Genomic DNA, 12,739 nt, shown 5'->3' with positions numbered 1-12,739 from the left:
TTATTTTTAACAAAAATCACAGATGTTTATATGTTGTTGATGTGCATATCACTCGTCTCCAGATATATCCCGTGCCCGCCCACTCGCCAGTAATTTTACATCCTATGGCGGGAAACGTCATGGCGATAAACAGCATCCCGTAATGAATAGCCCCTTCAACGTAGCTCCCTAACCCACCGGCAACTCAGCGCCCTCGCCACCGCAAATGCGCACCCCACAGCAACAGCGTTGCAAGGAGCCTTGTAGCGCCAGTCAAGGTATTACAGTAGCATCAATAGAGGCGTCTCAGTAGCTCCAAAAGCCTCTCCCTAACCCTATTATCCACATCTCTCTTCACCACCCTGGACTCAATAGCATCAAGAGCTTCCCTCCACCCGTCGTTGGACTTCAAATCCCGAAGATTGTGGATAGAGACCCTCCTATCCGTGGGATCTAAAGCCGAGATTATGTCGTCGGCTAATTTCTCGCTCAGTTCATAAAAGATTACACGGAGCGTGTAATGCAGTTTATGTAGCTGGACCTCTATGTTGAGGCCGTAGAACATCTCGCCGCCTAGCTCCTCGGCCCTCCTCACCGCATTGAAAATTATGGATCGGCCCAAGGCGTTTATAGGGCCCAGCCTGCTATAGCCGCCCGACTTCGGCGTCCTCAACGTCTCCATATCAGACACCACGCGGTACAAGACCCTCACAGCCTCTGCATACAGAAATCTGTCATCTATGTAGTTGCCCCACTGCCTCTTTACCAAGGTACAGTGCCAACAGCCGTATCTCACCCCCATATTCCCGTTAAAGAGGTACAGCCTTAACAGAGGCTTTACATCAAAATCTCTCTGAGTTTTTAAAAACCGCCACACGTCCTCCAGACTCCAGAACCTAATAGGAGCCACCTTGGGAATGTCGTTATTTACTGCGAAGTAGGCTCCGAGACAAGACCCCTCCCTCATGCATTTGCCGAACCTCACTTGCATAGACTTGGCCCTCGCCGCGCTCTCTTCGTCGCGTGAGCCCACTACCAGGATATAATCCCTCAACTCCTTCAGCGCCCTCATAGTAGGCTCCACCTTGAGAAGATCAACACACCACCTAAAATTAAACGTCGAGGCGGGGTACCCCCTCACATACACCCTCCAGTACCAGGTGTTGAGGGGCGACGGAGCCGCCACAATCCTCCTCACGGCGATGCCGATACTCTTCATCTTCTCTTCAAACTGATCCATGAAGTACCTAGCCCACGTCTCCATGTCTGGAATCTCGCTCAGCGTGTCGTTGTGGAGAAGCACCACCTCAACATCCCTTACCCCCCTCTCCTTTAGCCACTTGTAAAATAGAACAGCAACGGCTGTTGAGTCCTTGCCCCCCGAAAACGCCAACACAAAAGTACGATACTTTAAATAAGCCTCGTCAAACGCCCTGAATGGCTCTTCTAAGAAGGAGAAGCCCAGTAGCTGAGACACGTCAGTTGGTACCAACCGGTATTTATACACAATACTTTTTGCGTGACAGATGTCTCAGAGTTCAAGAACTTTTAGGAAACCTTAGGAATGATATTATTAACGTTACATCAGCCTCTCGGCTTTTGTTGACACCATTGATAACACATAGCAATGAAGTAAGCTGCGACTTAGTATCACGCCTTGTAGGCAACGGAGAAATGCTGACTGTAAATTTCTGGGTTGAGGACATCGTGGCCGTTGTAAGAGCGAAGGTGGGGAACCTGAGGAGGTATGAGGTACCCTGCGCCGTGGATGTTAGGAGGATGCCTCCATTGAGACGATATGTGGACATGGGCCTTGCCGAGATACGCAACGACGTCTTAGTAGTGAGGAGGGATGCTGTGACAGCAACGCCCCTGGGAGGAGCCGTGACGAAAACCATATCATGCCTCTCCACACGGCCCACGCCTGTCAAAAAGGTGGCTGAGTGCACCGGGATGGACGTTGCGAAAACAGCATTTGTCGTGTCTCTACTCCGTGTACTCTTTCCAGCAACGCTTGAGATATTCGGCGGATACTCGGCAGACAGCGTATTAGCTCAATACGGAGTAGGGGCAAAGCTACCGGCTAGAGAGCTGTGGGATGAAATCACGAAACTTGCAGAGAGAGGCATCGTAGCACCAAACCCGGCGCTTATCAAAGGCGGCAGACCCACCGTGGTTAGATCCAGAGCGGCGAAGTACTCAATACCGCCGATACTAGCCGCGATAGACTACAGAGACGCCGTGGTGCTAGACGTGGGAAGCGGCTTCGGCACCAAGGGCGCGGCGACGATAAGATGGGGCGCCCGGCACGTAATACTACTAGACATAGACGAGACAATACTGCGCGCGAGAGGAAACGGACTGCTGATAGACCGAATCGTGGGGGACGCACATATGTTGCCAATAAGAAGCCGCGGCGTTGACGTCGCCATCTTCTGGAACGTCTACAACTTCCTCCACAGACCAGAAGAGGCCGTGGCAGAAATCAAGAGAGTGGCAAAGAGGGCCGTCGCCTTCTCGGTGTACAACGCGCTAAGCGGCCGCTACGTCGCCTACCGCCAATTCCTAGACACTGCTAGTAAGTGGGGCCGCGTAAAGGCTGTAAGAAGGCTTGGAGACAGCCAGTACCAAGCCGTGGTGGAGCTGTGAGAATAAGAGTCCTTAGACAACACTACTGCGCCAAGTGCCCCATAGTCAAGAGAAGCCCCAGAAGCACGGGAGTCAAGATGCTCCTCGAAGCGACAAAAAACCCGCCTAAAAGAGTGCTGGACTTCGGCTGTAGCAACTGGCGCAATTCCACCTACCTAGAAAAAATGGGCGCATGGGCCGTGCGGATGGACTCAATACCAGACACAAAACCCGACGTAGTAGCGTACCCAACACACATGCCATTCCGCGACAGATCATTCGACGCTGTGCTCCTAACCCACATCTTAATGTTCCTAGAAGACAAGATCCATTGGCCGGTGGCGCTTGAAGAGGCGGCGAGAGTCGCAAGAAGCCACATTGTCGTGGAGACCTACAAAGTCAAGCACCCACTAGCCCTAGACTACGGCGTAGACGAGCTGATTACACAGCTGGCAAAGTGGAAAATAGTAAGACGAAACGTGCGTAGAGATATGCAAAACTTCGTCATAAGCCCCGCGCCCTGACCACCCTCTTCTCAAGCCTCTGCAACTCTTCAATCATCTTGTGAAGCTTCTCAAGACCTTCATACACATCTTCACTGTAACGCTTATTCGGACTACCCCCCAACTGCTTTTTGCAAGCGTCAACGCTTGACAGCAGAATCTCGCTAGAGCCTATAGAATACAGGGCATTCTTCTGCCTACTATGCTGAACATTGGGAATGTAGGGATCCTGCAGATAGTAGGTATTACAACCACCCACTTGTTCCTTCCCAAACACAGATATAATAATATCATCCTCCCTCCCCAGATAGCTCGCCACCGTAGCGGTATGCACATTCTCTAGTCTACCCAGCATCCTCACGGCAAATGCCATCTGGTTATAAGGCACGACCACAGACACCCTCTTTTTAGAAAGAGCAGAGATGACACGCGCAAGACACCAGGCAAGCCTAGCCCTACGCTCGTCATACCTCTCACCCTGTACGAAATGCGTATCCAGTTCAATATGCACATGAGGATACCTAGAGGCGAGTACGATAAACTCATTTATAACTTTCTCGTACCTTCTGCAGTGCTCATCGCTGAGAATCCTCTTAAGCTCCTCATGAGGTGCCTTTAACAAAAAGGGATTGCCCTTAGCTTCGAGATTCCCATCATAATACCCCTCTTTAATAGGCTCCTCTGTGCCTCTTGGAAGCCGCCAACTTATATTTAGATCTACGAGGTGCACCCTGCCACTCCCCTTAGACAGCCGCTTCACATGTTCCAGCAGTAATAGTTGTCGCTCGCCCTCACTAAGGCCAACCGCTTGGTTCACATCACCTATTACTGCAAACCCAAGAATATCCTCGTCCTGCCTCCCCTTAGCGATGCCGTCGGCAATTGGTATAAAGAAGTGGGACATCGTCAACCTACTAGCCTCGTCGATCAGATAGACTTGATTACGGGGGCTCAGAACCCTCGCGGACACCCTCTGCCATTCAGTCGATATGACCAAAAGAACATCGTCGTCTACAGCCTTAAATACCTGAGGATATTTGTCAGCCTCTATTTTCGATCCATACACCCTAATTCTCCTAGCCAGCTCCTCCGGACTACAATCCACTTGGAAAGCCCCTCTAAGAAAGCCAAGAAACTTCTCGAGAAAGTCTATAAGCAAATCATTAGTCGGCGCCAAATAAACATACAAAGTCTTTAACCTCCCACCTCCACAAATAATATCTCTCAGGTAATTCGCCATCGTATATGCGTAGAAAGTAGTCTTCCCAGCACCTGGCACCCCTGGCACACCTACAATTGATGGATTACCAGCAAGGAGATCGTCTATATACCTCCCGATCTCAGCGTATGGACCCATAGAATACATGTTCACCTTCAAACGCCAACTAGCGTCGAGAGATCTTTGTTCCAATAGGCGATCAACGTTGTAGAAACTAGCCATACTCATCAACTGCGGTAAGCACCAGATCCTTTATGAAGCTACTCCACCACCTATGCAAATCCTCGCCTTTCTCTACCATCTTAACCAAACTATTCTCCACAGCAGCTATCGCCCTCAACTCGATATTCATCGGCACCTCCCCCTTACACACCTTAACATTTTGAAACAACCTATCTCCAGGCCTAATTCTGTAATACATATACAGAGGAAGCCACCTCACAGAAAATACAGGCGACACCATCCTAACATACGCCGTCAGCTGCGATCTGCCGCCGACACTCCTCAACTCCACCTCGTCGTCCTCATACCTACCAAACAAGATAGGCGAAAACACACCCCGTTGCTGAGAACCTCTAAGAGGGTCGTCGCCGCCAAACACATATACCGTAGTACGACCCAGAGAATAGCGCATCACATCGTCAGACAGCGGCCTAGGCTCCCTCCCAAACCACTTTACCAGCTCCACAACCCTAGGGCTCTTAAACACCATCTGGTCAAAATCTACACAAGCACCAAAATCGATTAGATTCTTATACTCCTCACTCTTCTTCTCAACAGCTATCCTATACATCTTATTAAAGCCACGCCTCAGCCTAGCAATTTCCTCATCCAACTCCCCCTTCCTAGAAAACCTATACCGGCACAGCGTTTTATAGGGACAGTAATTACATGGGTAATTCCTCTTCCCCACACCCCGCTCCGGGTTAAAAACACGAATACCCAACCCACGCGACTTGTTCAACCCAACAGCCACCCTCAACATACCTTTACAAAAAGCAAGGCCATACAGAAGCTGAGCCACGTACCTCGCCCTCTCCAGCCTGTCGGAGACCTCACGATAGTCGTAACTCACGCCGAACTCCTTCAAGTTAACATTCCTACCAATCGACACAACCTTAGTGGTGCCCCTCCTCTCTGTTGTGTAAACCAAGAACGCATACACATCCCCGAACAGCCTACCTAGGATGTGTTGATAGAGCAATAACTGGACATAGTGAAGCTCGTTACCAGACCCGGCCCCGGCCATTTTCCAGTCTATCACAGCCGCACGGCGGCTAGACCTGTCAACAAGCACCACATCTGGTACACCAATCACAGGGAGAAAGTCACCCAACTCCTCCGCCGCCAAGACGTCAGAAACAGGTCTGCTCACAATCATACGCTCCGGAAATACCAAAATACCATCACCGCTAAACCCCCCATACTTCACAAGCCACATAACCACCGCAGCGTATCCCCTCATCATAGACACAAGAGTCTTCCTAAGATCCCGGTAATTGATATTAACATTACTATACCTTTCAACATCGCCTCTCACCTCAGACCACACCTCATCCACCAACCTATCTACATCAACTCCACCACCAACCCGCGGCGAGTATTCACTAAGAAGCCTAAATGTAAAGGGCACAACCACATACGCCAGCAGGTCATGCAAACTCTGGCTGGTGGCTGTAAGTCTGTACGGCGTATGGCTACCAGGCAGGTTATCAGCCATAAGCATAAAATACGCCTTCTTAAGACAAAACGAAGTCCCCAAAGCCACTGTCTTCACCGGCATCAAAAGAGGGCGCTCTCCAAACTTGCTTGTACATCTATTCAGCTCAACCAATTCCTCACCTTCGCCACCATTCGTATACATGCAATAGTTGCCTAAAATTATTAATAAAAACGTTATGCCAAACAACATGATGCTAGCCGTGGCATGTCTCACAAGAGATGGAGCCGTCATGCTGGCAGACAAGAGGGAGAGCACGCCGAGCGGCAGATACCGTGATGTTGCGGTGAAAATATATCCACTAGGCGATAAAAGAGGACTTCTCGGAGTGATGACTGCAGCCGGTGACGTTAACACTATAGCAAAGCTACGTGAGATAATTACCAAAAAACTTTCTGATATAGTTGAAAGGCTCCGAAGAGTTGGCGAATCAGAAATAGCTGTCCATCTCAGTGGATATATTAGAAATATATTCATAGAACTTGGAATTGAGGAATATGTAGAGCTCCTATTTCTAATAGCCTATATAAAAGATAATACAGAAATAAAACAGATAATACTATGTTCACCATCTGAAATGAAAAGAGCAAGATTTGATATAATTTGTGAAGGTTACAAAGATTATATAGCAATTGGATCAGCCAGCAATCTAGCAAACGATCTCCTCAACATTCTACGCGAACAGCTTAAGGATCCATGCGCGTCAATATCAGACGCAATTGTTAACCTTGGCTTTATCTTCTACGTAGCCCATAAGTCAAATACGTCCATATCAAGATCATTTGATGTCCTTATTTACAAAAATACATCATATTATTTGTTAGAGAATTTTATAGATAAAAATAAAGAAATATTAACTAAATATGAAGAGATTTTTCAGAACATTGCCTCTACGCTTAACACCCTTGCAACAAAACTTAATAGTCAGTTATTTAACTATCCTAATGACATCACCAACTAAAATTGGCGATGCTCTACACATTAAGTCAGATAAAATAAGTACATGTGAAGTCTTTGGCAAACACATATACGAAACCACAGTAGGAAAAAAAGTCTATGCTCAAATGCCTAGGCTATACTTCGTAGTTGGATACTATGGCTATGGAAAAACATTCGGAGTAGGTGCTTATATTATTTGCAAATTAAGAGAACAAGGTAAAAAATATATCTATATTGATATTAATGAATTAGTAAACACTGTGGGAAAACCAGATTTGCAATTACTTAGCTTACGTGATGTAATCTATTATCTCCACTATGTATTTAATGAGTCCGGCGTACCACATGAGAGACTCCATAAAGAGTACAAGATAGATACAAACATTGAAAATCTACCTAATCGATTAGAATTACTAACAAAAATAGATTATGAAAATAGCAATATAGTCAAAATATTTAACGAGTTATTCAGCGAAGTGTCTAAAGAACCGCTTTACATAATCATTGATCAACTTGAGGGTGTCACAACAGATTTAAGGCGATCAATTGAGGAGATATGTACAGAAATGCGACAACTACATGATGCTGGAAAATATGTATATCTTTTACTCCTCATGCAGAGAGCTAAAGTTGTGAAAGAACTTCGAACTAGTGTACCTGAGTGTCCAAAGGATCATCCAGCGCGAGGCATATCAAATACTTATAAATTAACTGGATACAAAACTGAAGATTATCAAAAAATCTTAAGAAATTTATATGATTCAGATGAAGATGCCGATAAGAAATTGCTGGAAAAGCTAGAAATATTGCCACCACGTATCGTATTCGAGCTAATCAATAGATCCACAGACCTCAGCCAACTCAAGGAAAACCTAGAAAGTCTACTTAGCGACACTCGTGAAGAACTATACCTCAAAGTGCCAAAAAACAAAGAGTTAAGCATAATCGTTCAAAACTTTCTCAAATCCCTAAAGCTAGGAAGTTATAAAAAATACCTAGTAAAATAAGTAAGTTATATATTTATAAGGTTAAATGTAATAGTAAATCTATTACGTTATGTATAGATTTTAGATCTAAAAAAACAAAGAGTGTGGAGGTGGACTGCGACATTGAACTAGCCAACGAGGGCGGAATACTCACATTAGGTGCTGGAGAAGAATTAGTAGAAACTGGTCACTTCTTAGCCACCTTCTCAAATAGAGAAACCATCCTAAAAGGTCTTGAGGATTTTTACAGCGAAATCAAGGAAATGGTCGTAAGCAGAGTAAGTAGTGAAGTGAGAAGTCGCTGTGGTGCTCGCTGACACCAAGTTAATTCATGAAGCGAGGGAGGAAGTCAAGCGAATTCTGACAGAAGTAGTGAATAATTGGGACAGACTAAAAAAACGGACAGAGTCCACTATCCGGTGTTGCTACCTCTCTCTCGACGGTCAGGTCCATGCGGTCAGCGACATCATCGCAAAATCATCAACCATTGGCTACATATTGCAAAAATTCCTAGAACACGACCCGCTGTACCAAGAATTGTGGAATATAGCCATCTCGGAAGTCTCCAAAGTAGGCCCCGAATACGAGACGTGGTTTAGAAATATTGTGGCACGCCAAATGACATTTCTACTATCACTATCTCCAGCGCATGACTGGAAAAGTTTGCTCCATGAGATGTACAAGATAAAAGACGAGCCGCTTGTGCAACTCACATTCCTAGATCTAGCCGAGTCTATAATTCTGCAACACGTCCTAAGCAGGTCAACAGTTGCCCACATCTATCTCTACGGATCCTCGAGGTTCAGAAAACAGATGATAGAAGCTAGCGAAAAGATGAAAGACGCTGGGGAGGACTTCGATAAATTCCACGAAAACATGATCACAAAGAAAGTCGCACCAGCCATATACTCAATCCTATCCGCACTAAACCTAATTTCGAGCGTAATAGACGAAAAGATCTCTAGCTACCCGGTGCTTGGTAAAATTGTGGTAAGCGGAGGCTTGAGGGCAAAGGTCACAGTGCAAACAGGCATCGGCGCATCTTTCTCCAAGGCCTTGCTGCACGGCATCGCCAGTAAAACCAACCTATACATACCCGGTTTCTTCATTTCAACCCTAATAGGCAACTGCCTCCTTGCCGAGATGTGGAGCCTCGCAGTAGCCCAAGAAAAAATAGCAAACATAGTACAAGAGGCGTTAGTCAGACACAACTCTCTAACCGTACGCATAACTGGCACTATCAAAAAATCACAAAAACTAAGCATGAGAGAACTCCACAACCACTATGAACCCGCCGACGGCGTCAGAGACGCAGTCTTAGCCTTCTTACTAATAAACACTGCCGAAAAGTCTGCGGATGAAATAGCACTAAGTGACTTACTTAGAATCATATAACCCCCAAGGACGCTAAAATCAGCGTTCCACCATTTTTATCAGCCAACATAAGCAAGGCGGCAAACCTCACCAGCTCCGTAGCCCCCACCGCACCCTCATCTTAGTGCTCAAATACCTCCTTGAGGCAGTTCTATGGAATCAACACCAGATGCGCCACCCCTAATGCCCTCAACACCTCAAAGATCGTTGCCGTAGGCTCCCGTAAAGAGCGACGCGACGACTCCCTCTGCTACGCGTTTTGGTTTGAACTCGAACCTCGACTTGAACACCGCTTTGTTGGGCCTCACATCTGCCCAGCCGGCTAGCTCCTTAACGTGGGGCAGGTGTGTGCCCCCTTCACCGCCTCCGCCAGCGCCTCTTCATATACCCCGTGTCTAGACACTAGGCTGTCAGTTGCGTAGGACAGAACGGCGCGGGCCACGTCAACAAGGCCATACCGCCTAGTGAGGGCGAGAGAAAAGCCTATAGCACTGTGGAAAACAGTCCTGGTCTCTCCTAACGTGGAGTTATGCCGAATGCTACCCACTATGCCTCACCCCGAGCCACGTAATAGGGCAACGCTCATTTACTTCATCATAGGCGATTTTAACCACTTGCCTTTTTATCTGACGAGGTATCCGATTCTTGGCTTGTCTCTTGACCACCACTTGACGAAACAGACGGTGTCTCTTGTTGTGTTGTCTCTACTCTGCCCTCACTAGACGGAGTATTTAGTTTAAGTGTTAGCTCTACTGATCTCCTTTTAGAACGTTCGAGCTCTTCCAGAAGTTTGGAGATTAATCTCTTTCTTTCTTCGTACCAAGCCGCGTACTCCGAAGCCGTCTTCTTTTCCTTTCTCGCTATCAGCTCGTCACTCGTGTTCGTTTTTCTCCCTATGAGTACCCTAATAGGGTACATGGTATTGAAGTCTTTATCAGATAGGGTGCTGGGGTATGACTCCTCGACCTCGACATAATCGTTGTATACACTTATCTCATCAGACTCTTTATACAGCACCCAATTAAATTCCCACGATTTGTCTATTACCTCACCCCGCATATCTAGTCGGTATTTTTCTTTAAGCACGTGGTACAGCTCAGCGGCTAGGTCGCCGAACACCACCTCTACATCGCTAGGAATACCCTTTACTAGATCGATCTCGATAATCGATACTCCCTTTAATGAGTTAAACTTGACGATCTCCCCATGGCTCGGGGCCACGTCATTGGGCCAGTGTACGAGGACCGGCGCCTCGAGCTTCACCTGGCCCCGTAACTCAGCGACGTGGCCGGGCCCCCTCAGCTCCGCCTTCCCGCCCGGCTCTACGAACAGCAGGTTTGCCCTGAGGGGCGGGGGGTTGTGGATCTCCAGCTTAATGTCTAAAGCGGCTAGCACCCTCTCGACTGCTTGGGCGAGGAGGTGTGCCAACCTCTGCTCCACAGGCTCCTCTCTGCTGTAGGCCTCCACCTCGTGAGGCCTCAGCCAGTACGGTAGCTCTAGGTTAACTCTGCGGAGATCTTCACAGGTGTAGTGTAGCGAACACAACGGCCCCCCGACGTGCTGGCAGTGGTGGACTAGCTCGTGGGCGAGAGTCCTAATCAGAGCCCCCTTTCGGTTCCCCTCTCTACCTACGCAGGCTAGGGACACGACTATCTCCTGCCTCGCGCAGTCGTAGAAGCCGCATACGTCTCCGCGGGCGCCCCGGGGGAGCTCCCGCGGGTAGTCCTCGTAGTAGAAACCGTCGACGTCGCGTTCCCTAAAGCCCCTCAGAGACAGCACGACTCTCCTAGGCGGCTTGAGGCCTAGGGACCTGCTCGCCTTTCTAACAGCGGCTGTTAGCTTCACGGACAGAGCGTCTAGGTACTTCTCCAGAGAGGCGGCGGACGCCACCTCCAAATCAAGCATTACCATACGGAAATCCCATCTTTTAATGTCTCCCTGTGGCTGCGACGCTGTAAAACACCGTCAGTTACGTAAAGCGCCGAGCCCTACATTAACCCTTCTGGAACACCACCATATTTCCATGAGGCGCTGACCGTGAAGCCAGGTAAGGGCGAGGAGAGGCAAGGGTTTTTTAAGGTGTCTTTATTCAAGTTTTGTGAGCTCTGTAGACAGTTGCCAACTTCTGGCAGAAATATATGGAGATGATTTAATAGAAAATGCTTCGAAGCTACTAAAGGAATTCCAGGCAGTTCTGCTTCTAGGTCCTCCAGGCACTGGAAAGACGGTCCTCGGGCGCTGCCTGGCGGAGAGGCTTAACGCTATGTTACGCGAAGTCTCCGTACACGGCTGGTTTAGTAGAATGGACTTGATAGGGGGCTACGTGTTGCAGGGCGGCGAAACGGTATGGAAAGACGGCGTGGTGCTGGAGGCGGTGAGGCGTGCGGAAACCGCCGCATTATCACAGTACTACTCCTGTCCCAAGTTCTTTATCGAGGTTACAAGAGACGAGAAGCACGTAGGCCGCATCTTATGGAGCCCGGCAAAACTACATTATAAATACATGACAGAAGTAAAGCAGGGCGACTGCGTAATCCACGCTGTCGAGAAGAAGGTAGAGAGATCCCGAAGAACAGAGAAAGTTCTAGTAGGGATCTCCCGCGTCAAAAATTCCTATAAAGTTTGGGAGGGAGAGGATCTGAAAGAATGCCTGAAAAAGTTAGGAAGCCCTCAGGAATATTACAGTGGGATCCTCAATAAAAATAAGTATTACGTCGTTGAACTTGAGGGGTATACGCTGTTTACGCGTGAGGTAACGACCAGAGAAGTCGAGGAGAAAGTATGTATCAGTTTGACGGGTTACCTAGGTCAAATCAAGGATAGAGGGAAAGCCTTAGAGATCTTAAGGCTGGGTTTTCAGAAGGTGGAGGGCCGCGCACCGGTGTTAATTCTCCTTGATGAAATAAACAGAGGAGAGCCAGAGCGTTTTCTTGCAGAGGTCTTTACCGCGCTGTCAACGCCTGACAAGAAGATTGAGCTTGGCCACGAGGCTGGGACTGTAGATCTAAACAACGTCTACTTCGTAGCCACAGCAAATACAGCCGACATCGGCGTCCTAGGAGGGCTAGGCTTTGCGCTACAGAGGAGGTTTAAGCGGGTTGTGCTAACGCCAAGAAAAGAACATGTGGAGAAGGCCCTCAGGTACTTCCGCTTCGGCGATGAGCTTCTCACCGAGGCGGTGGAGTTGTGGCAACGCATAGAGGACTGTATAAGGAACAGCTCGACAATAAGGCCTGAGGACTACCTACCTGGTTGGGCCTACTTTGTCGACTACGCCAGGCTACGTCGCGAGGGGTTTGAACGGGCTGAGGCCTGCCGCAACGTCTTTGGCATATATGATGAGAGGTTTGGCTGCAACGTCTGTGAACGCCAATCTTGATAGGGCGACGGC

The 12,739-nt window shown here is 48.0% G+C and carries 12 protein-coding genes; 7 read left to right on the top strand and 5 right to left on the bottom strand.

Going from position 1 to position 12,739, the window contains the following annotated elements:
* Positions 1 to 271: 271 nt before the first annotated feature.
* The gene (locus tag P186_RS06570; protein ID WP_014288662.1) at positions 272 to 1,456 is read right to left on the bottom strand and encodes a phosphoadenosine phosphosulfate reductase domain-containing protein; all 1,185 of its coding nucleotides are present in this window, start codon (positions 1,454 to 1,456) and stop codon (positions 272 to 274) included.
* Positions 1,457 to 1,653: 197 nt separating this feature from the next.
* Here P186_RS06570 and P186_RS06565 point away from each other — a divergent pair, with 197 nt between their 5' ends.
* Together P186_RS06565 and P186_RS06560 are read left to right on the top strand one after the other, a co-directional pair.
* A complete protein-coding gene (locus tag P186_RS06565; protein ID WP_014288661.1) occupies positions 1,654 to 2,628 on the top strand; it encodes a class I SAM-dependent methyltransferase in 975 nt (324 codons plus the stop codon).
* Positions 2,625 to 3,131 (top strand): class I SAM-dependent methyltransferase, encoded by a 507-nt coding sequence (locus P186_RS06560; RefSeq protein ID WP_014288660.1) that lies wholly within the window; start codon positions 2,625 to 2,627, stop codon positions 3,129 to 3,131. The genes P186_RS06565 and P186_RS06560 overlap by 4 nt, the downstream gene beginning before the upstream one ends.
* On the opposite strand, the gene P186_RS06555 is transcribed toward P186_RS06560, so the two are convergent.
* Positions 3,112 to 4,467 carry a P-loop NTPase family protein gene (locus P186_RS06555; protein ID WP_148682808.1) on the bottom strand — a complete coding sequence of 452 codons (1,356 nt, stop codon included), beginning with the start codon at positions 4,465 to 4,467 and terminating at the stop codon, positions 3,112 to 3,114. The genes P186_RS06560 and P186_RS06555 overlap by 20 nt on opposite strands.
* A 76-nt stretch (positions 4,468 to 4,543) precedes the next feature.
* Complete coding sequence (locus tag P186_RS06550; RefSeq protein ID WP_158307135.1) at positions 4,544 to 6,193, bottom strand: PD-(D/E)XK nuclease family protein; 1,650 nt, start codon at positions 6,191 to 6,193, stop codon at positions 4,544 to 4,546.
* A 46-nt stretch (positions 6,194 to 6,239) separates the two neighbouring features.
* Between P186_RS06550 and P186_RS13830 the strand changes: the two genes are divergently transcribed.
* The 4 genes from P186_RS13830 (at position 6,240) to P186_RS06530 (ending at position 9,369) form a co-directional block, all read left to right on the top strand.
* On the top strand, positions 6,240 to 7,010 hold the full coding sequence (locus P186_RS13830) for an Ntn hydrolase family protein (protein WP_158307134.1): 771 nt from the start codon (positions 6,240 to 6,242) through the stop codon (positions 7,008 to 7,010).
* Positions 6,994 to 7,995: a hypothetical protein gene (locus P186_RS06540; protein WP_014288656.1), complete on the top strand. Its 1,002-nt coding sequence runs from the start codon at positions 6,994 to 6,996 to the stop codon at positions 7,993 to 7,995. The genes P186_RS13830 and P186_RS06540 overlap by 17 nt, the downstream gene beginning before the upstream one ends.
* 83 nt (positions 7,996 to 8,078) lie before the next feature.
* Positions 8,079 to 8,291, top strand: coding sequence for a hypothetical protein (locus tag P186_RS06535; RefSeq protein WP_014288655.1), 213 nt, complete (start codon positions 8,079 to 8,081; stop codon positions 8,289 to 8,291).
* Positions 8,278 to 9,369 carry a hypothetical protein gene (locus tag P186_RS06530; RefSeq protein WP_148682805.1) on the top strand — a complete coding sequence of 364 codons (1,092 nt, stop codon included), beginning with the start codon at positions 8,278 to 8,280 and terminating at the stop codon, positions 9,367 to 9,369. The genes P186_RS06535 and P186_RS06530 overlap by 14 nt, the downstream gene beginning before the upstream one ends.
* A 301-nt stretch (positions 9,370 to 9,670) precedes the next feature.
* Here the strand turns inward: P186_RS06530 and P186_RS06525 are convergent, their stop codons facing one another.
* Positions 9,671 to 9,895, bottom strand: a complete 225-nt coding sequence (locus P186_RS06525) for a hypothetical protein (protein ID WP_148682804.1) — start codon at positions 9,893 to 9,895, stop codon at positions 9,671 to 9,673.
* A gap of 59 nt (positions 9,896 to 9,954) precedes the next feature.
* Positions 9,955 to 11,253, bottom strand: coding sequence for a hypothetical protein (locus tag P186_RS06520; RefSeq protein WP_148682803.1), 1,299 nt, complete (start codon positions 11,251 to 11,253; stop codon positions 9,955 to 9,957).
* A gap of 193 nt (positions 11,254 to 11,446) precedes the next feature.
* Between P186_RS06520 and P186_RS06515 the strand changes: the two genes are divergently transcribed.
* The gene (locus tag P186_RS06515) at positions 11,447 to 12,727 is read left to right on the top strand and encodes an AAA family ATPase (RefSeq protein ID WP_014288651.1); all 1,281 of its coding nucleotides are present in this window, start codon (positions 11,447 to 11,449) and stop codon (positions 12,725 to 12,727) included.
* Positions 12,728 to 12,739: the final 12 nt, after the last annotated feature.

The sequence above is a fragment of the Pyrobaculum ferrireducens genome (assembly GCF_000234805.1).
GTDB classification, from domain to species: Archaea; Thermoproteota; Thermoprotei; order Thermoproteales; family Thermoproteaceae; genus Pyrobaculum; species Pyrobaculum ferrireducens.
This window is presented reverse-complemented; position numbering and strand designations above follow the sequence as displayed.